The 20,601-nt window shown below is 62.9% G+C and carries 13 protein-coding genes; 4 read left to right on the forward strand and 9 right to left on the reverse strand.

Annotated elements, in window-relative coordinates:
* Nucleotides 1–21 precede the first annotated feature (21 nt).
* Both narH and ACQ4WO_RS07880 read right to left on the reverse strand, forming a co-directional pair.
* Nucleotides 22–1,572, reverse strand: a complete 1,551-nt coding sequence (gene narH, locus ACQ4WO_RS07875; RefSeq protein WP_034751243.1) for a nitrate reductase subunit beta — start codon at nt 1,570–1,572, stop codon at nt 22–24.
* A gap of 1 nt (nt 1,573) precedes the next feature.
* A complete protein-coding gene (locus ACQ4WO_RS07880; RefSeq protein ID WP_436480930.1) occupies nt 1,574–5,272 on the reverse strand; it encodes a nitrate reductase subunit alpha in 3,699 nt (1,232 codons plus the stop codon).
* Between the two features lie 233 nt (nt 5,273–5,505).
* Between ACQ4WO_RS07880 and ACQ4WO_RS07885 the strand changes: the two genes are divergently transcribed.
* On the forward strand, nt 5,506–5,877 hold the full coding sequence (locus ACQ4WO_RS07885; RefSeq protein WP_219308833.1) for a ribonucleotide reductase subunit alpha: 372 nt from the start codon (nt 5,506–5,508) through the stop codon (nt 5,875–5,877).
* Between the two features lie 107 nt (nt 5,878–5,984).
* Here ACQ4WO_RS07885 and ACQ4WO_RS07890 read toward each other — a convergent pair whose 3' ends face one another.
* The 3 genes from ACQ4WO_RS07890 to ACQ4WO_RS07900 form a co-directional block, all read right to left on the reverse strand.
* Nucleotides 5,985–6,695 (reverse strand): carbonic anhydrase, encoded by a 711-nt coding sequence (locus ACQ4WO_RS07890; RefSeq protein ID WP_436480931.1) that lies wholly within the window; start codon nt 6,693–6,695, stop codon nt 5,985–5,987.
* 61 nt (nt 6,696–6,756) lie between these two features.
* A complete protein-coding gene (locus ACQ4WO_RS07895) occupies nt 6,757–8,142 on the reverse strand; it encodes a NarK family nitrate/nitrite MFS transporter (protein WP_436480932.1) in 1,386 nt (461 codons plus the stop codon).
* Nucleotides 8,139–9,383 (reverse strand): MFS transporter, encoded by a 1,245-nt coding sequence (locus ACQ4WO_RS07900; RefSeq protein WP_070279442.1) that lies wholly within the window; start codon nt 9,381–9,383, stop codon nt 8,139–8,141. Before ACQ4WO_RS07900 ends, ACQ4WO_RS07895 begins: the two co-directional genes overlap by 4 nt.
* A gap of 282 nt (nt 9,384–9,665) precedes the next feature.
* Between ACQ4WO_RS07900 and ACQ4WO_RS07905 the strand changes: the two genes are divergently transcribed.
* The 3 genes from ACQ4WO_RS07905 (at nt 9,666) to ACQ4WO_RS07915 (ending at nt 11,205) form a co-directional block, all read left to right on the forward strand.
* Nucleotides 9,666–10,112 (forward strand): GNAT family N-acetyltransferase, encoded by a 447-nt coding sequence (locus ACQ4WO_RS07905; protein ID WP_436480933.1) that lies wholly within the window; start codon nt 9,666–9,668, stop codon nt 10,110–10,112.
* Between the two features lie 84 nt (nt 10,113–10,196).
* On the forward strand, nt 10,197–10,574 hold the full coding sequence (locus ACQ4WO_RS07910; protein WP_436480934.1) for a SirB2 family protein: 378 nt from the start codon (nt 10,197–10,199) through the stop codon (nt 10,572–10,574).
* 118 nt (nt 10,575–10,692) lie between these two features.
* Nucleotides 10,693–11,205: a hypothetical protein gene (locus ACQ4WO_RS07915; protein WP_436480935.1), complete on the forward strand. Its 513-nt coding sequence runs from the start codon at nt 10,693–10,695 to the stop codon at nt 11,203–11,205.
* 10 nt (nt 11,206–11,215) lie between these two features.
* Here the strand turns inward: ACQ4WO_RS07915 and ACQ4WO_RS07920 are convergent, their stop codons facing one another.
* From ACQ4WO_RS07920 to ACQ4WO_RS07935, 4 genes are all read right to left on the reverse strand, one after another.
* Nucleotides 11,216–12,517, reverse strand: coding sequence for a DUF3472 domain-containing protein (locus tag ACQ4WO_RS07920; protein ID WP_436480936.1), 1,302 nt, complete (start codon nt 12,515–12,517; stop codon nt 11,216–11,218).
* A 129-nt stretch (nt 12,518–12,646) separates the two neighbouring features.
* Complete coding sequence (locus tag ACQ4WO_RS07925) at nt 12,647–14,038, reverse strand: Gfo/Idh/MocA family protein (RefSeq protein ID WP_436480937.1); 1,392 nt, start codon at nt 14,036–14,038, stop codon at nt 12,647–12,649.
* Between the two features lie 66 nt (nt 14,039–14,104).
* The gene (locus ACQ4WO_RS07930; protein WP_436480938.1) at nt 14,105–17,146 is read right to left on the reverse strand and encodes a TonB-dependent receptor; all 3,042 of its coding nucleotides are present in this window, start codon (nt 17,144–17,146) and stop codon (nt 14,105–14,107) included.
* A gap of 493 nt (nt 17,147–17,639) precedes the next feature.
* Entirely contained in the window at nt 17,640–20,585 is a 2,946-nt protein-coding gene (locus ACQ4WO_RS07935) for a TonB-dependent receptor plug domain-containing protein (RefSeq protein ID WP_436480939.1), read from the reverse strand.
* Nucleotides 20,586–20,601 lie beyond the last annotated feature (16 nt).

The following is a 20,601-nucleotide window of genomic DNA, read 5'->3' on the forward strand; positions in this document are numbered from 1 at the left end:
AGCGTGTTCCATATCAGCTCCTTAAGCGCCTGGCGCCGTTTTGCGCGACTTCGGCATCTGCATGAAGATGGCCGAACCGTGTTTTTTCTTGCCGAACAAGGTCGGTTCGCTGGTGCCGTCCGAGCAGCCGTTGCCGAAGCTGAAGCCGCACGAACCCTTCTCGTTGAAGCTGTCCTCGGCCATTTCCTTGTGGCTGCTGGGGATGACGAAGCGGTCTTCGTAATTGGCGATGGCCATGATGTGGTACATGTCCTCCACCTGCGCCTTGCTCAAGCCCACCTGTTTCAGGACCGTGAGATTTTCCACTTTCTCCACCGTCTTGCTGCGCATGTAGGCACGCATGGCCAGCATGCGGTCCAGCGCCGTGACGATGGGCGGCTGGTCGCCGGCCGTCAGCAGATTGGCCAGGTACTGCACGGGAATGCGCAGGCTTTGGGTGTCCGGCAGCATGCCGTTCACGCCCAGCTTGCCCGATTCGGCGGCCGCCTGGATCGGCGACAGCGGCGGCACGTACCACACCATCGGCAGGGTGCGGTATTCGGGATGCAGCGGGAACGCCACTTTCCACTCGACGGCCATCTTGTAGACGGGCGACTTGACGGCCGCTTCCAGCCAAAGGTCGGGGATGCCCTGGCGGCGCGCCTCGGCGATGATGGCCGGGTCGTGCGGGTCGAGGAACAGGTCGAGCTGCGCCTGGTACAGGTCCTGCTCCTGCGGCACGGAGGCGGCAGCCTCGATCTTGTCAGCGTCGTACAGCAGCACGCCCAGGTAGCGGATGCGGCCCACGCACGTTTCCGAGCACACGGTAGGCTGGCCAGCTTCGATGCGGGGGAAGCAGAACGTGCACTTCTCCGCCTTGCCGGACGACCAATTGTAGTAAATCTTCTTGTACGGGCAACCGGAGATGCACATGCGCCAGCCGCGGCACTTGTCCTGGTCGATCAGCACGATGCCGTCGTCTTCGCGCTTGTACACGGAGCCGGATGGGCAAGACGCCACGCACGTCGGATTGAGGCAATGCTCGCACAGGCGCGGCAAATACATCATGAAGGTGTTTTCGAACGTACCGTACATCTCCTTCTGCATGTTGTCGAACAGTTTATCCTTGCTGCGCTGGGCAAACTCGCCACCCAAGTCATCTTCCCAGTTCGGACCCCACTCGATTTTTTCCATCTTTTTCCCCGTCAGCACGGAGATCGGACGGGCCGTCGGCGGCGTCTGCGACAGCGGCGCACTTTGCAGGTGCTCGTAGTCGTAGGTGAACGGCTCGTAGTACTCGTCGATGGCGGGCAGGTTCGGGTTGGCGAAAATATTCGCCAGAATCTTCAAACGGCTGCCCTGGCGCGGCTCGATCTTGCCCGCATCCGTGCGGCGCCAGCCGCCATTCCACTTGTCCTGGTTTTCCCACTGCTTCGGATAGCCGATGCCGGGCTTGGTTTCCACGTTGTTGAACCATGCGTACTCGACGCCGTCGCGGCTGGTCCATACGTTCTTGCAGGTGACGGAACAGGTGTGACAGCCGATGCACTTGTCCAGGTTCAGCACCATGCCGATTTGCGCTCTGATTTTCATACTATGCTCCTTGTTCCTGCAACGGGCCTTCGAGCCAGTCGACCTTGTTCATCTTGCGCACCAATACGAATTCATCGCGGTTGGAGCCCACCGTGCCGTAGTAATTGAAACCGTACGCCAGCTGGGCGTAGCCGCCGATCATGTGCGTCGGCTTGGGCACGGCCCGCGTCACCGAGTTATGGATGCCGCCCCGCTTGCCCGTCATCTCCGCGCCAGGCACGTTGATGATCTTTTCCTGGGCGTGGTACATCATCGTCATGCCGGCCGGGATGCGCTGGCTGACGATGGCGCGCGCCGTCAGGCTGCCATTGACGTTGAAGACTTCGATCCAGTCGTTGTCGACGATGCCGGCAGCTTGCGCGTCCGTCTCCGACAGCCACACGTGCGGTCCGCCGCGCGACAATGTCAGCATGCGCAGGTTGTCCGAATACGTGGAGTGGATGCCCCACTTCTGGTGCGGCGTCAAAAAGTTCAGCGCCAGTTCCTTGTTGCCGTTCGGCTTGGTGCCCAGCAGCGCTTCCGTCGTCTTCGTGTTGATGGCCGGCTTGTACACGCACAGTCCCTCGCCGAAATCGCGCATCCACAGGTGATCCTGGTAGAACTGCTGGCGGCCAGTCAGGGTGCGCCATGGGATCAGTTCATGCACGTTGGTATAGCCGGCCGTGTAGCTGACTTCTTCGCTTTCCAGGCCCGACCAAGTGGGCGAGGAAATGATCTTGCGCGGCTGCGCCTGCACATCGCGGAAGCGGATGCTGTCATGCTCGCGCGGCAGCGCCAGGTGCGTATGGTCGCGTCCCGTGATGGAGGACAGCGCGGCCCAGGCTTTCACGGCCACGTGGCCATTCGTTTCCGGCGCCAGCGACAGGATCATCTCGGCCGCATCGATGGCCGTATCGAGGCGCGGCTGGCCCTGCGACACGCCTTCGTCCAGCACCGTGCGGTTGATACCGCGCAGGACGTCCACTTCATGCCCCGTTTTCCAGGAAATGCCCTTGCCGCCGTTACCGATGGTTTCCAGCAGCGGGCCGATCGAGGTGAACTTCTTGTAGACGTCGCGGTAATTGCGTTCGACCACCGTCATGTTCGGCATGGTCTTGCCGGGAATGGCTTCGCATTCGCCCGCGCGCCAGTCCTTGGGATCGAAAGGCTGGCCCAGTTCTCCCGGCGTGTCGTGCATCAGCGGCGTGAGGATGATATCTTGCTGGGTGCCCAGCAGCTCGCCGCCGATTTCCGAGAATTTCTCGGCCAGGCCCTTGTAGATTTCCCAGTCCGACTTCGATTGCCACAGCGGCTGCACGGCTTCCGACAGCGGGTGGATGAACGGATGCATGTCCGACGTGTTCAGATCGTCTTTTTCATACCAGGTGGCCGTCGGCAGCACCACGTCGCCATACAGGCAGGTGGTCGACATGCGGAAATCCAGCACCACGAGCAGATCGAGCTTGCCTTCGACGGCCGGGCGCACTTTCACCTGTTTCGGCGTGAGGCAGTCTTCTTCATCGCTGAGCAAGCCGTTTTGCGTGCCGAGCAGGTATTTCAGGAAGTACTCGTGGCCCTTGCCCGAGCTGCCGAGGATATTCGAGCGCCACACAAACATATTGCGCGGGAAGTTGGCCGGGTTGTCCGGATCGTCGCACGAGAACTGCAGCTGGCCCGCCTTGATCTGGTCGAGCGCATACGCGGCCGGCTTCTGGCCTGCGGCGGCAGCGGCCTTGGCCACTTCCAGCGGATTGGTTTGCAGCTGCGGCGCCGATGGCAGCCAGCCCATGCGCTCGGCCTTGGCGTTGTAGTCGAGCAGGGTCAGGTCGCCCGTGCCGCCGGCCGCCGACGGCGAGGCGATGTCGCCCGTTTCCAGCTTTTCGTGGCGCCACTGGCTTGTGTGGGCATAGAAGAACGAGGTGCCGTTCATCTGGCGCATCGGACGTACCCAGTCCTGGGCGAAGGCCAATGGCGTCCAGCCCGTTTGCGGACGCAGTTTTTCCTGGCCCACGTAATGGGCCCAGCCGCCGCCAGACTGTCCGATACAGCCGCACATCATCAGCATGTTGATGATGCCGCGGTAGGTCATGTCCATGTGGTACCAGTGATTCAAGCCGGCGCCCACGATGACCATGCTCTTGCCGCGCGTCTGGTCCGCGTTTTCCGCGAACTGGCGCGCCACGGTGATGACGTCGGCGCGCTTGACGCCCGTGTGCTTTTCCTGCCACGCGGGGGTGTACGGCACGTCGTCGTCATAGCTTTCCGCCACGTTTTCGCCACCGAGGCCGCGGTCGATGCCGTAGTTGGCCAGGGTCAGGTCGAACACGGTGGTGACCAGGCCCGTCGTGCCGTCGGCCAGGCGGATGGTTTTCACCGGCACCTTGCGCAGCAACATGTCGGACGCATCCTTGCCGCCGAAGTAGGCAAAGCCCACTTCCGTGACGGCGTCGCTGTCGTTGATCATGGAGAGCATCGGCACGATCGACGCGCCGCTGCCGCCCGCTTTCTGTTCCAGGTTCCACTTGCCCGACTCGCCCCAGCGGAAGCCGATGGAGCCGGCCGGCGCGGTGATGGCACCCGTGGTCTCGTCGATGACGAGGGTTTTCCATTCGGGGTTGTTGGTTTCGTCGAGGTTGTTGTCCAGGTGCGAAGCGCGCAGGAAGTAGTCGGGCACGAGGGTGCCGTTATGTTCCTTGAGCAGGACCAGCATGGGGAAGTCCGTGTACTGGCGCGCATAGTCGCGGAAGTAGGCGCTCTGCCCTTCCGAGTGGAATTCCTTGAGGATGACGTGGCCCATGGCCAGCGCCAGCGCGGCGTCCGTGCCCTGCTTCGGCGCCAGCCAGATGTCGCCGAACTTCACCATTTCGCCGTAGTCGGGCGAGATGGCGACGGTTTTCGTGCCCTTGTAGCGCACTTCCGTGTAGAAGTGGGCGTCCGGCGTGCGCGTCATCGGCACGTTCGAGCCCCACACCATCAAGTAGGTCGAGTTGTACCAGTCGGCCGATTCCGGCACGTCCGTCTGCTCGCCCCACACTTGCGGGCTGGCCGGCGGCAAGTCGCAGTACCAGTCGTAGAAGCTCAGGGCCACGCCGCCGATCAGGGACAGGTAGCGCGTGCCGGAAGCATAGCTGACCATGGACATGGCGGGAATCGGCGAGAAGCCGACGATGCGGTCCGGGCCGTATTTCTTGATCGTCAGCGCATTCGCGGCGGCGATGATTTCATTCGATTCTTCCCACGTGGCGCGCACGAAGCCGCCCAGGCCGCGGATGGATTTGTATTGCTGCGAGCGCACGGGATCCTGGCTGATCCAGTCCCAGGCCGTGACGGGGTCCATGGTCTTGCGCGCTTCGCGCCACATTTCCATCAGGCGGCCGCGCACCATCGGGTATTTCACGCGCTGCGCCGAATACACGTACCAGGAATAGCTGGCGCCGCGCGGGCAGCCGCGCGGTTCGTGGTTGGGCAGGTCGGGCCGCGTGCGCGGGTAATCGGTTTGCTGGGTTTCCCAGGTGATCAGGCCGTTCTTGACGTACACCTTCCAGCTGCACGAGCCGGTACAGTTCACGCCATGCGTGGAGCGCACGATCTTGTCGTGCTGCCAGCGCTGGCGGTAGGCGTTTTCCCAGGTACGGTCTTCATCGACCACGGTGCCGTGGCCGTTTGAAAACGGCTCGGCGGGCTTGCTAAAAAATTTCAGGCGGTCCAGAAAGTGACTCATGCTACCTCCACATTGCGCCGCCGACAGCGGCGCCAGGTCTTAAAAAACGCTGCAAGCAGGATGGCTCAAGCGTCGATACAAACAGTCTATCGATGCGCCGTGCCCGGCGGTATTGGCAAGAAGTCGGTTTCCGGCACCAGGAATGCATAGGCGGGTAGTCACTATTGCCTATGGGCGGCAAGGCGGAGCTGCGGTATACCTGTCATCATCGTTCAACACAGAGAAAGAGCATCATGCCGATTACCGATTACGCCAGCCTGCTGAGCAGCGCCCGCAACCAGGAGCAGCCGCAACGCCTGCTGTTCACCTTTACCCAGGCTCAGGCCCAGCCTGGCGGCCAGGGCAAGTCCCTCACGCCCGTGATGTGCGCCGACAAGCTGCCCGAGGAACTGGGCAGCTTCGAGACGTTGAAGGAGGAGTCGAAACAAATGCAGACGCACTGGGATGTGGTCTTCGTGGCGGGGCTGGCGGGCCGCGAAGGCCAGCCGCCCGCCGCGCAGGAATGCGAGGCGCCCCTGCGCGCCATGGTGACGGCCATCGAGCAAGGCCGCATCGACAGCCTGCTGGCGTTTGACCGCAGCGGGGATTTGTTACGGTTCAGCTGAGGGAAGTTGTCGGATTACGGCCTGCGGCCTAATCCGACCTACATGATTGATGTAGAGTGACGTAGGTCGGATTAGCGGGGCAACGCCACGCGTAATCCGACACCTTGTTAGCGGCACGTTTCGGATGACCTGCCTGCATCCGGCCAAGGGCGCTCATGCAAATGACGCGCCCTTTCTATTGGACAGACCAGGGGCAAAAACTGCTGCTGGCGCGCCGAATACGCCATCAGCGCCCCGCTGTCGATATCGAAATACCATCCATGCAGTTTCAACGCCCCCTGCTCCACCCGGCGCTTCAGCCACGGGTAGGTGAGCAGATTGTCCAGCGACTGCAATATGCTGGCCAGCTCGCACGCGTGGTGCTGTTCCGCCGACGAACGGTGCGCCAGTTCGCGCCGCACTCTTTGCGCCACCGGTTCGGCGATGCGCATCCACTGTCCCACGAAGTCCGTTTCCTGCCCTTCCGCGCGCGGCTGCGGTTCCAGCAGCGCGCGGATGCCGCCGCAGCGCGCATGTCCGAGCACGATGACCCTGGCCACTTCGAGCTTGCAGACGGCGAACTCGATGGCCGAGCTGACGCCGGGCGGCGCGTCGGGGGTACACGGCGGCACCAGGTTGGCGATATTGCGCACGACGAACATGTCGCCCGGGTCGCTGCCCGTCAGCAGCATGGGGTCGACGCGCGAATCGCAGCAGCCGATCAGCAAGGTCGAGGGCCGCTGCCCGTCGCGCAGGCTGTCGTACAGGGTTTGCGGCTCGCTGAAATACTGCTGCTGAAACAGGCTGAAGCCGTTGACGAATTTTTCCAGTTCTTCCATGACTACCTCTTACTGTGTTCAACGCCAGGCAAGCAGGACTCGCCCGGCGTTCTGACGCTGACTAGCAAGGCATCGGCGCGTTCTTGCGCGCATAGCACCACCAGGTGATCGCGATGCAGCTGACATAAAAGCCGATGAAGCACCACAGGGCCGCGTCGGGGCTGCCCGTCAGCGCGATCGAGGTGCCGTAGCTTTTCGGGATGAAGAAGGCGCCATACGCGGCCACGGCCGAGGTGAAGCCCAGGACGGCCGCGCCTTCCTTGTTGGCGTCGACGATGGCTTGCTCCTGTACCGCCTTGCCCTTGCCGGCCGCCGCGCGCTGGTGTTCCGTCAAAAAGATCACGGGAATCATGCGGAAGGTCGACGCATTGCCGATGCCCGTGCCGGCGAACAGCAGCATGAACATCCAGAAGAAGCCGTTGAAACTTCCACCCACGCCCGCTTGCGGCATGAAGTACAGCACGCCCAGTACGGCACCGATCATCAAGAGGAAGGACCACAGGGTGACGCGGGCGCCGCCCAATTTGTCGGAAATCACGCCGCCGGCCACGCGCGCCAGTGCACCGACGAGAGGGCCGAGGAAGGCGTAATCGAGCGGGTTCACGTCGGGGAACTGGATCTTGATCAGCAGCGGAAACGCGGCCGAATAACCGATGAAGGAGCCGAAGGTACCCGTGTACAGCCAGCACATGAGCCAGTTGTGCTTGCGCTTGAAGATCACGGCCTGTTCGGAAAACGACGCTTTCGCCGACGCCAGGTCATTCATGCCGAACCAGGCCAGCAAGGTCGACAGCGCGATGAACGGCACCCAGATGAAACCGGCGTTTTGCAGCCACATGTCCTTGCTCACGCCATTCTTGACCCAGGTGAGCGAATCGCCGCCCCAGGCGCCGAAGACGGCAAACGTGATCACCAGCGGCACGACGAACTGCACCACCGACACGCCCAGGTTGCCCAGGCCCGCATTCATGCCCAGCGCGAAGCCCTTGCTGGCCTTCGGATAGAAAAAGCTGATGTTGGCCATCGACGAAGCGAAATTGCCGCCGCCGAAGCCGCACAGCAAGGCCAGGATCAGCATGGTCGGATAACCGGTGTTCACGTCCTGCACGGCCAGGCCGATGCCGATGGCGGGAATCAGCAAGGAACCCGTGGAAATGGCCGTCCAGCGGCGCCCGCCGAAGATCGGCACCATGAACGAATAAAAGATGCGCAAGGTGGCGCCGGACAGGCCAGGCAAGGCCGTCAGCCAGAACAGCTGGTTGTTACTGTAGGTGAAGCCGATGTTGGGCAGGTTCACCACCACCACGCTCCACACCATCCACACGGCGAATGCCAGCAGCAGCGCGGGAATCGAGATCCACAGATTGCGCGCGGCCGTGGCCTTGCCCGTGTTTTGCCAGAAGCTCGGGGTTTCCGGCTCCCACGTATTGATCATATATCTGCTCATGCTTTAGCTCCTGCAGGTTGATTGATAGTCGCCGCGCGCAGCGGCTTGAACGAGAAATGCATCCAGATGAGGGAGACGCAAACGGTGCCGTAGAGGAGCATGAAGGAGCTCGAACGCACGCCCGTGAAGTCCACCAGAGCGCCGAACATCACGGGCAGGATGAAACCGCCCAAGCCGCCGGCCAGGCCGACCACGCCCGAGACGGCGCCGATGTTGTCGGAAAAATCATCGCCGATGAACTTGAAGACGGACGCCTTGCCCACGGCCATGGCGATACCGACGATGAACAGCAGCACAGTGAACCACAGCGGCGACAGGCCGATATGGAAGGCCAGCGGACCGGTGACGGTTTCCACGACCATCTGCGTTTGCGGATACGACAGCAGGAAGAAGCACACCCAGCACACCCACATCACGGCCCAGGTGACTTTCGCGGCGCCGTATTTGTCGGAGATCCAGCCACCCACGGCGCGCAGCACGCCGCCCGGCAGCGAGAAGCAGGCGGCCAGCAGCGCCGCGTGTTTCAAATCGAAGCCATATTCGGCCACGTAGTACTTCGTCATCCACAGCGCCAGCGCCACGTAGCCGCCGAACACCACCGAGTAGTACTGGCAGTAGCGCCACACGCGCGGATCCTTCAGCACCTTCATTTGCGCGCTGAAACTTTCGCCCGATGGCGCCAGATGCGATTTGTCCGTGTACGAAAACAGCCAGAAGATGATGGCCGTGGCCAGCATGGCTACCGCATACACCTTGGGCAGCATCTGCCAGCCGAAGGCGGCGACGATGCCGGGCGCGACGAACTTGGTCAGCGCGGAACCGGAGTTGCCGGCGCCGAAGATACCCATCGCCAGGCCGCGGCGCTCCTTTTCATACCAGCGCGCCACGTACGGCGTGCCGACGGAAAACGAGCCGCCCGCCAGGCCCACGAACATGCCCAGCACGAGGAAGTGCCAGTAGGCGGTGGCGTAGGAGATCAGGTAGATCGGCACCACGCTGGCCAGCATCAGCCAGAAGAAGACGCGGCGTCCGCCGTATTTGTCCGTCCAGATGCCCAAGGGCACGCGCACGAGGGAGCCCGTCAGCACGGGCATGGCGGCCAGCAGGCCGAATTGTGTTTCAGTCAAGCCCAGGCTGGTCTTGATGGGGATGCCCAGTACGGCAAACATCATCCATACCGCAAAGCAGATGGTAAATGCGAAGGTGCTGCTGATCAGCACGGACGCCTGCTTGCGCCGCATGCCGGGTTCGACTGCCTTGTTACTACTGTTGTTCTTAGTGCCATCTAGGGTAGCCACGATGTTTCTCCATGAATGCACTGGCCGTCTGGCCAGCCGTCCCGACCAGCTTACGTGGCAGAGGGGAAAGGCACTATCGGCCACAGGGTGATTCTGGAAAGGCAATCTGGATAGCCGTATCGGCAAAAGTGACTAGATGGCGGGGTATGGACCTAGCCTGGATGGCGGGTGTTTTACAAACGGACGCATTTTTGGCACACTCGGCGCCTGGAGAAAAAGAACACCATGCAGAACAGAGACGAAACAGACGGGATCATCACGCGCGCGGCGCTGCCGGGCGATGTGGACGCCATGCTGGCCTGCGATGCCTATGCGCAGGCGCACGCCAGCCGGGGCGAGGCCGTGCGCGCCGCCGTCGGCCAGGGGCGCTGCCAGGTAGCCATCCGGGCTGGCCAGGTGGCAGGCTATGTCCTCACGCGCGACGATTTCTTCGATTACGGCTTTGTCTCGCTGGTGGTGGTTTCGCCCGCCCACCAGCGGCGCAGCGTGGGATTGCGCCTGCTGGCGGCAGCCGAAGCCGCGTGCACGACGGCGAAGCTTTTCACGTCGACGAACCAGTCCAACGGCGCCGCGCAACAGCTGTTCGCCAGCGCGGGCTTCGTGCGCAGCGGCCAGATCGACCATCTCGACGAGGGAGACCCGGAGCTCGTGTACATGAAATGGTGCCGCTGATTGCGCGTCCTTCCGACGGCGTATGGCGCGGCGCTCCAAAGGCGGCTATGCTGGCGCCACTTTGAATAACGACCGCAGGGACATATGGACTACCTGAGCCTCAAGCATTTCCACATGGGTTGCGCCGCCGCCAGCGGTGCCCTCTTTTTGCTTCGCGGCGCATGGATGCTGCGCGCCTCGCCCGCCTTGCAGCAGCGCTGGGTAAAAATCCTGCCGCACCTGGTCGACACGGCCCTGCTGGCCAGCGCCATCACCCTGGCCGTGTGGAGCGGCCAGTCGCCGGGCAGCCAGCCCTGGCTGGCCGCCAAGCTGTGCGCGCTGGTGGCCTACATCGTGCTGGGCACCATCGCCCTGAAACGGGGCAAGACGCCAGCCGTGCGCGGCACCGCCTTCGCGGGTGCCGTGCTGGTATTTGCCTACATCGTCGGCGTGGCCGTGACCAAGCAGGCCTGGCCGCTGTGAGCGATTGCGGCGCGCGCCAGTTCTGCCGGGCGCGCCCAAGTGGAAGGCAATGATAGTATTTGCAACTTCATCGACAAGCGGGCCACCGTGGCCCCGCATCCACTCCTGAAAGGCAAACATGCTGCTATCCGAACTGCTGACCAAGCTGACCTGCGGTGACCTGGAAGGCGAGGAACTCGACGACGCCGTCGCCGCCATCACCGAAGCGCCCTCCGCGCCGCGAGACGAATGGATCGACAGCGATGCGCAAGCCTACGCGGTGGAAATGCTCTCGCAGCTGGGCGGCTACATGGCGTCGAGCGACAAGATCGATGAACTGCACGAACAGATACAGGACATGTTCGACGAATTCCCCGACTTCCCGTACGCACTGCTCAAGGAAAGCGGCGGCAGTGTGCTGCCCTATTTCGAGTGGCTCGATACGGAACTGGCGCAGCGCGCCGTGGAAGAAGGCGGCTATGACCTGATCCAGATCGACGGCAACGGCTCCGACGAAATGGATGCGCTGATCGTCTACCGGCGCGACACGGACGACATCATCCAGGCGGCGGCATTGATGGGCGTGACGATAGGCCGGCCGCTGACCTACTATCGCGGCATCGACGCGATGGTGGGCAAGCGGCCGGGCTAAGGGCCAACGCCTATTGCATCGGCAAGGCGCTCACATCGACGGCCGGCGCCTGGCCCGTGGCCGGGCGCGTGAAGTTCTGGCTAGTCTGCACGTAATTTGCGAAGAAGCCGCCGTTATGCAGGTAGAACTTGCCGTTTTCCAGCCCGCCCGCATAATCCATGCGCTGCGCATTCGTGGCCGTGGCGTCGCCCGTGAACCTTCCCGCCGTCACTTCGGACCAGGTACCGGAAACGTTCCTGGCCCACTGGTTGCCGAACTGGACGCGGCGCTCCGTGTAGCCCTTGGTGTCGATGAAGTTCTCGAGGAAGGAATGCACGCCCGTCAGATACGTGGAAATCGCCGGCCGCTTCCAGGTGGCGATGTAGCGCCATTTGCCCGTCTCGGGCGCGAAGAACCAGGCCGAGTAATCGCTGCCGCCATTGCCGTCGGGCCGCGCGCGCGTGATGAAGCGGTACGTCGTGCCGGCCGCCCAGTTATACGACAGATAGGTCTGGCCGCCCGTGCCCTCCCCGCCAAACGCATTATCGACCACGCCGGCGCCCTTGCTGACCAGGGTGGTCCTGGCGCCATTGTCGGCGTCCCACACGGAGAACAATATCCAGCGCTCGCTCGGCGACTTCACCTGAATGCCCATGTAGCCCTGGCCAAAGCCGTTGGCCATGAAGTAGGAGCCGATGGCGTCCTGGCCCTGCGGAATCGTCATCTCGTTATAGAAATACTCGGTATTGGCCGGCACCGTATAACCCATGTGCACGGACGGGCCGCGCCGCGACCAGTAGTAATTGGCGGGGTCATTCGCGTAATTGAGCGTGGCGTTCGACGTCACCTTCAGCGCCGCCACGTCGCCAAACGTGCCCTTCACGCGCTTCAGGCCCTGCATGTCGACCTTCACATAGCCGGCCGCCGGCACATTGACCGTGCCGACGGCATAGGTCTTGCGCTCCTTGCCGGCCAGCTTGACATCGAACGGCGTGCCATTGATCTTCACGCGGATGGTGCTGTTGCCGCCATCGGCCAGGCTGGCGTCGAGCGCCACCTGCACGGAGCCCGCCTCGGCCACGCGGAAATACGTGCTGGCGACGGCATCCGGATTGCTCCAGCCAGCCAGGCCGCGCTCGTTGATGACGGCGCCCGCGTTCCCGCTGGTGATGAAGGCGTTGCCGGCCAGCTCCACGGTTGCCGTCGTGGCGGGCGCCGCCACACTGGCGGCCAGCAAGGCCGTGTTGCCGTTGGCGGTGGCGCCGCCGCAGGCTGCCAGCAGCAAGGGCATGGCGGGAAGGATGGCATAGAGTAATGAACTTCTGTGTTTCATCGACGTCTCCTGGTGGTGAGGCTTGGCGGCGGGCGAACGCGGGCCTGCGCGCCTGCGCCGCGGTTGAAAAACGGATCGGGACAGAAAAAACCCGCTACGGCAACTGGTTCGGTAGCGGGCGAATGTGGCTTAGTACTTGTCGTCGAGGGCGAAGATCGGCTTGCGCGATTTCCACTGCCCGCCCGTGAAGTCCGGGAAGTCCAGGGTCTGGAAGTTGGCCGCGATCGATTGCTCGGACAGCGGCGTAATGGCGCTCCACGTCACGGCATCGTAGATATCGATCGGCATCGGCGCGTTGGCTTTCAGCGCTTCGACAAAAGCGTGGATGACGAAGAAGTCCATGCCGCCATGGCCCGCGCCTTCCGCTTGCGCCGCGTACTTGCGCCACACCGGGTGCTCATACTTGTCCTGGTAAGCCTTGAAGTCGTCCCACTGATGCGGCTTGCTGACGCCTTCGATATGAATCGAATTGTTCAAATCCATCCACAGGCCGTCCGTGCCTTGCACGCGGAAGCCCAGCGAATACGGGCGCGGCAGACTCGTATCGTGCTGCAGGATGATGGTTTCGCCGTTCTCGCACGCCAGGGTCGTGGTGACCACGTCGCCCAACTTGAATTTCACCTTGGCGTTCGCATGCTGCGCGCCGCCCGGCTGCTTGACGATGTAGTCGTGCAAGCCGCGCGCCTTGGTGGCGAAGGCGTTGATGCGCGTAAAACGGTTGCCGCGGTTGATGTTCGTGTACATGGCGCACGGACCGATGCCGTGGCTCGGATACAGCTCGCCATTGCGCTCGACCGAGTGCTGCGTGCGCCAATGGGCTTCCGACCAGCCCTTCTCGCCGAATTCCACGCCGCCGCCATATGGCTTGGCCGGATTGCCGCTGTTGAATTTCACGGCGCGCAAATCGTGCTGGTAGCCGCCCTGCAGGTGCAGCAGTTCGCCAAACAGGCCCGCGCGCACCATTTGCAGCGCGGCCATCACGTCGCGGCGGTAGCACACGTTTTCCAGCAACATGTACGGCGTGCCCGTTTTCAGCTGGGTATTCAGGACATCCCAGTGGTCTTGCAGGGTGATGCCGGCCACCACTTCGCAACCGACGGCGATCTTTGCCTGCATGGCGGCGATCGCCATCGGCGCGTGGAATTCCCACGGCGTGGCGATGATCACGCCATCGAGGCCGCCCGCGTCCAGCATGCGCTTGTAGGCTTTCTGGTCGCGGTCTTCGCCATACGTGCGCGGACGCGGCTTGCCGGCCTTGGCCACCTGGCCCAACGCGTGTTTCAGCATGATCGGTTCGATATCGCACAGCGCAACCACTTCCACGTCGTCGCGGCGCACCAGTTCGGCCAGCAGCACCTGGCCGCGCATGCCCGTGCCGATCAGGCCCAGGCGGACCTTGTCGCGGCCGGCGGCGGGTGCGGCGTTGGCCTCGCCAGGCAGCAGTGCGCTGCCGGCCATGGCGCCACCGGCCAGCGCGGCGCTGGCGGACAGGAAATTGCGTCGATTGATTTGTGTCGTCATTGGTCTCTTCTCGCTTCCATTGGTAATGATCGTCGCCGGCCCGCCGCGCGGCAGGCCGGCTGCAGTTTAATAGGTGTATTCCGCCGTGAAGCGCACGGAACGCGGCGTCGTGCGGCCGGCCACCTGCAGATAGCTGCGGGCGATGGCGCCGTGGTCTTCGCGCGTTTCGTTATAGCGGGTCACGGTCTGGCTGTTGAAGACATTGAACACGTCCACTTTCAGGCTCAGGCCCTTGACGGCGCTGGGAGTATAGGCCAGATTCATGTCCAGCTGGGCTTGCCATGGCAGGCGGCCCTGGCTGCCGCGCGGCGCCGGTTTGCCATCGCAATAGAAGTAGGAATCGCCGTAGTCGTTCTCGAACTTCAGGTTGTCGGGCAGCGCGCCGATGCAGTTGCGCGGCGCACCCGAGGTCAACGACAGGTTGGCGCCGACCGTCACGTCCGGGATGACCTGCATGAAGCCGTAGGCCTTGAAGGCGTGGCGGTGGTCGCCCGGCAGGTAGCCATACGCGTTGTACATCAGTTCCTTGTGGTCGTCGCTGACCGTCAGGCCCACGTCGCCGCCGCCGATGCTGTCCGTCTGGCCTTCCATATTGCCCTTCAGGCCAGACAAGGTGTAGGTCAGCTTGCCGTACCAGCCATTCGTGTACGGGTGTTCGATGAACAGATTCAGGGCGCGGTAGGTGCGTGCCGGTTTCGGATTGCCCCACTCCGCCGCCGAAATATCCACGCGGCGCAAGCCCTTGCCATCGTCGAAGTCCACCATCAGGCTGTTGTCGCGGCCCGGGTTGATGATGGCGCACTGGAAGCCGCCCCAGTTGCTCGTGTCGACGCTGTTGCGCGTGGCCCAGGCTTGCAGCGGACGCGCGTCGCAGGTGTCGTCGTTGGTGTCGTTCAGCTTGCGGTACAGGACGCTGGCGCCCACCACCAGCTTCTTGCTCAGGGCACGTTCGAAGCCCAGCGAGAATTCATCCTGCGACAGCGGCTTCAGGCCGACGGCCGTCACCTCGCGCGCATCGCGGCTCTGGCCATAGGCGTTGTTGGCCGAATACGGCTTGCTGATCGCGTGCAGGCCCGTCGGCGCGCCCGTGACCGGATCGACGCCCGTGTACGTGTACATCTCGCTGGTGGCCAGGAAGGGGCTGGCCATGTTGCTCGACAAATTCGATGGCACGGGCAGGTGGTAGCGGCCGCCGTTGGCGAAGAATTTCAGGGTGCCGTCACCCAGGTAATCCCAGGTGGCGCCAACGCGCGGGGCGATCATGTTGCGCTGCGAAATGAAGGCCACGCCATCGGTGCTGTAGTTGGTGAACTGCTCGCGGCGCAGGCCCAGGTCCAGCAGCACCCGCTCCGTGACCTGGTAGTGATCCTGGATGTATTGCGCCGATTGCACGCTGGTGGGACGCGCCAGGTTGGCGTTCAAGTCCTTGCTGACGTAATAGCCCTGCGCGCCGTAGCCGCCACCCTGGGCCGGCGTTTCGAAGGCGCCGTTGATGGGCCGGTTCGGATCGGTCGCGCGCTGGTAGCTCCAGCGGTAGCCGCCGGCCAGGCTCAGGCCCACTTTCGATTCCACGTCGATGCGGTCGATGCCGCCGCGCAGCGAGTGCTTGCCCAGCTTGTATTCGAGATCGAGGCGCTTGGCTTTCTGGCGGTCTTCCGACGATGGGTCGACCAGGGTGCCCGTCACCGTTTGCGGATTGGCGTACGTCAGGCCGGGCACCTGCGTCGAGGTATTCGACGACGTTTGCGCCAGCAGCGGATTGTAGCCGTTCGGCGTGCGGGTATGCGAGGTGCGCGATTCGCCCATCATGGCCGTCACGGTCAGGTTGTCCGTCAGGTAGCCCGTGTACTTGAAGATGTCGATGTTGGCACCCGGCGCGGCCGATGAGCCGCAGCAGTTGACCGTCGTCTCGCCCTTGCCTGCCTGGACGCCATTGCTCGCATGCGTGGCGTAGCTGTAGCCATATGCCTGGCTGTCCGTCTTCGTGCGGTCATACAGCTTGGTGTATTCGAAGTGATGGTCGTCCGTCAGGTTGTAGTCGAGCTTGGCCATCATGCGGTCCACCTTGCTCTGGCTCGTGCTCCAGCCGCGCGCCAGGGCCGTGCCCGAGTCGGCGGCGGCGGCAACGGACTGGCTGTCCGTGCGCGTCTGTTCCAGCGCCACGAAGGCGAACAGCTTGTTCTTGATCAGGGGACCGCTGCCATACAGGCCCACCACCTTGCTGGTGCTGCCGTTATCGCGGTTCCAGTACAGCAGATTGCCGTCCGTCTTGGGATTGGCGCCCGTGTTCGGATAATAGGTGTTTTCCGGCTCGCCCTTCAGCGAACGGGGGATGATCGAGACCTTGCCGCCGAATTCGACCTTGTTGCCGCCGCTCTTGGTGGTGATGTTGATCACTCCCCCCGTGGAGCGGCCAAATTCCGAGCCGTAACCGCCCGACAGCACCTGCAGGTTGGAGATCGCGCCAAACGGCAGCTCCGACGCGCCCACCTGGGTCAGGATATTCGTGATGGGGAAGCCGTTGACGTAGAACGCGTTTTCCGACTGGCCCGAGCCGCCGATCGATGGCGCATTGCCGTACACGCTGTTGGTGCCGCGCGAGACGCCCGGCGTCAGCTGCACGATGGAGGCGACGTCATTGCCGACCGGCAGCGCCTTCAATTCCTTGGCCGTGAAGATCACGCCATTGTTCGTGTTCGACACGTCGATCGGATTGCGCGACGCCTTCACGACGACGGTCTGCTCCTGGCCCGCGACGCCGGCCGCGCTGGCCGGGCCGAAGTTCGCTTCGGCACCCGCGCCGATCAGCGCTTCGACTTCCTGCGACGCTTCCACCGAACCGGCACGCAGCACGCGCACCGCATAGCGGCCCGGCGGCATGGAGTTGGCCACGTAGCGGCCCGACGTATCGGGCGTCAGGCTACGCTGCACGCCCGTCGCCAGGTTTTCCAGCACCACGGTGGCGCCGGCCGGCGCGCTCACTTCGCCAAAAATGGTGCTGGTGGCGTTCGACTGTGCCCAGGCTTGGCCTGGCACGCCGGCCGCCAGGGCGATCACGATCGCGGCGGCGCGGCTGATGTCGCGCAATTTGAGTCGGGTGGTATGCATGGTCTCTCTCCGTCTATATCGAGGGTTATGCGCGCCCTCCCCGTTCCAGGGCGAAGCCGGGGGGACGCAGTTTTTATGGTGGTCGTCGGAAGGTAGCTCCAGGCAGTTGCACCTTCCGGGAAATCAGTCCGTATCGGCTGATTTTCGTTTTCTTGGGATTACTTTAAAAAGAAAAATAAGTATCGTCAACAAAAAGAAAGTTATAACGGCAATTTATCGCTAAATTCGGCAAATAAAGGTATTTTATCTTTCGATTTAATCTGTGATGCGTCTTATAACTTTCGTTATCGTGGTATGGCAGATACACGCGACTGCAGTGAGGTAAGCAGAAATGGTGAATCGGCGCAAAAAAACGGGAAAAAAACGCGAAAGCAGCCATGACTCTCTGCTTTCGCTTACGCTTATCTTTCGTATTCGGCATTTCGGAATATGGTCTTTTCTTTTTCATGGCAATACCCCAGCCCGCATCGGCGGGCCGGGGCAGCGTCACGCTTTAAAAGAACTTGTAGCTGGCCGACAGGGCGAACTGGCGGCCGAACAGGTCCTGGCTATGGTTGTAGCCTTCCCAGCCGTTCGGGTCGTAGTAGGGCTTCTTGTTGAACGCGTTTTTCACGTTCAGGCCCACGTCCAGGTTCTTCATCGGCTTCCAGCTGAAGGCCAGGTTGACCGTCGTGTACGACGGCGCGCCCTTGCACTGGCCGGTCGGCAGCGCCACCGAGGCGGCGGTGCAGTTTTCCGGCGTGTTGTCCTTGTCCCACGGGCCGTAGGCCCAGCGCGTCTTGCCCGAGTAGTTGATGAAGACGCTGCTGACGAAGTTGCGATAGCTCCAGTCGGCGTTGACGGTGGCGCGGTAGCGCGGCGAATCGTAGTAGCCGACGGTGTTGCCCTTGATGTCGCTGCCGTCTTCGCTGTCGTGGGTATCGCGCTTGCGGATGGTGGCCGCGATGCCGGTACTCAGCTTGCCCCAGTCGCCGAGCCCAAAGCGCGTGCGCGCATCGATGTCCACGCCATCCATCAGGGTGCGGCCCCGGTTCGAATACGAATTGATCAAGCCACCCAGGTTGCCCACCGAGTAGCCGGGCACGCCGCCCGCGCACACGCCCGCGTTGACGGGATTGGCGCACATGGCCGCCACCGCCGCCACATTGCCCCGGTCCGTATCCGTCAGGTCGTTGCGGATGGCGCTGGGCGTGCCGGCCAGGGTCGGGCCGTACTTGTCCACCAGTTCCGTAAACAGCTCGTTGAAGTCCTGGCGCACGATTTCGTCGCGGCGGTTGATGAACCAGTAATCGATGGAAATGCTCACGTCCTTGGCCGGCTGCAGCACCAGGCCCACGGTGGAAATCTTCGCCTTTTCCGGGCGCAGGTTCTGGTTCGGCGGCGTCAGGCCGCCCACCGTCGTGGAGCAGTTCGAATTGAGCAAGCTCTTGCCCAGGTCCGCATCCGTCGCCACCGTGGACTTCATCAGTGCGCGCGCCATGGCGTTCGTTTCATCGCAGCGCACCGTGTCGCGGATGCCGCCCACCTGCGCAAAGACGCCACCCGTGCCCGATTCGGCCAGGTTGGGCGCGCGGAAGCCCTCCGAATACGTCCCGCGCAGCATCAGGTCGGGCCGCGCGCGCCAGATCACGCCCAGCTTGGGTGCCAGGTTGGCCGAGAAATGCGGATATTTGTCCAGCCGCGCGGCCGCGTTGACTTCCAGGGTGTCGCCGAGCGGAACTACCACTTCGCCAAACACGGCAGCGATGGTGCGCCGGCCGTCGAACCAGGAACCGCCCTGCTGCGTGATCAGGCCATTGGCCGCATCCGCGTTGCCGGGCGTGAGAAAACTCTCGCGCATGATGTTGGTGCCCACGGCGGCGCGCACTTCACGCTCGCCCAGCTTGAACAGGGTGCCTTCCACCTTCGCATCCCACGTCATCAGCTTGGTCCACGATTCGATGGCGAAGGTCGGATAGGCGGCGCGCACCAGCGCCGCATTCGCCTCGCTGATTTCGCCGAACTGGTAGGCGGGATTGTCGGAGATATACGTGCGGCCGCTGACAGGGTCTTTCGTGAACGGGCCGAATGCCTGTTCGAAGCCCTTGATGTTGATGTTCGCCGTCTGGAACAGGGTCGAATGGCTGCCCGCCACGCTGAGCGCCGTTTCAAAATCCCAGCCACCGCCGATGCTGCCGCGCAGGCCGACGAGCGCGCGGTAGTTTTCATCGACGTTCTTCTGGCCGAAGTGGCCTTGCGCATCCTGCAGCAGGTAATTCAGACCGGCCGCGCCGCCCATCTTGGCCACCATGTCGGCATCGAGCTTGCCTTTCAGGTAGACGTTGTTCGGACTCAGGAAAGGCGTGGCGAAGGTGTTCAGGGTATTGCCCGTGTTGCGTGCGAACCAGTTGTTCGTGCTGCCGCTATTGAAGCTGGACGGGCCATTCTCGCCGCGCATCTTGATATGGGTGAAAGCGCCTTCCGCGAACGCTTCCATGTCGCCACCGAGCTTCAGCCGGCCGCTCACGTAGGCCGTGGCGCGCTCCGAGGTGGGACCCGTGTCGAGCTGGTTGGGCAGCGCATTCCACACGCAGCGCGTGCCCGAGGCCTCCGTGATGCCGGTGTTGCAGCCATTGACGGCGCGCTGGGTGCGCGCATTGTTCTTCGCCTTGTCGAAGACAAAGAAGGTCCCTGGATTCATCACGCCCGGTTCGCTGCCGACACCCACGCGCATGTTCGGGATGAAATTGGGATTGTTCACATAAAAATACGAGGGGCGCTTGCGCCAGGTATCGGCCAGCGCGATGCGGTCGCGCTGGTAGACGTTCACGGAACCGTAGATGTTGTAGCCGTCGCTGGCCAGGTCGCCCAGGCCATACAGCACGCTGGCCTGGCGCTCGCCATACGATTTCACGCTCGGTGAAAACTCGCCATTGGCACGCGCTTCCAGGCCCTGGTACGACTTCTTGGTGATCACGTTGATGACGCCGGCCACGGCGTCGGAGCCATACACGGCCGACGCACCGTCAGTGAGGATTTCCATGCGCTCGATGGCGGCGGCGGGAATGGCGTCGATATTGACGAACATGGTCTGGAAGCCCGCCGGCGCGCCATAGAACGACAGGCGACGGCCATTCAAAAGCACCAGGGTGCCCTGCGCACCCATGCCGCGCAAGTTCGCTTGCGAACCGCCATCGGAGCCCGTAAACATCGAGCGGAAATCCTGCTGCGCCGGACGGGCCGCGGGCAGGTTGTCGAGCACTTGCAGCAAGGTGAGCGCGCCCATGTTCTCGATCTGCTTGGCGTTGATCACCTGCACGGGCGACGCCGTTTCCGCGTTGATGCGCTTCAGGCTCGAACCCGTCACTTCGACACGCTGCAGTTTCTCCTCCTCCGCCGCCAGCGCTGTCGACGCCAACCCTACCGCCACCATCGCGGCCATCAGTTTTTTCAAGTGCATTCTCAACTCCCTTTTT

It is taken from the genome of Janthinobacterium aestuarii, from assembly GCF_051380835.1.
GTDB classification, from domain to species: domain Bacteria; phylum Pseudomonadota; class Gammaproteobacteria; order Burkholderiales; family Burkholderiaceae_D; genus Janthinobacterium; species Janthinobacterium aestuarii.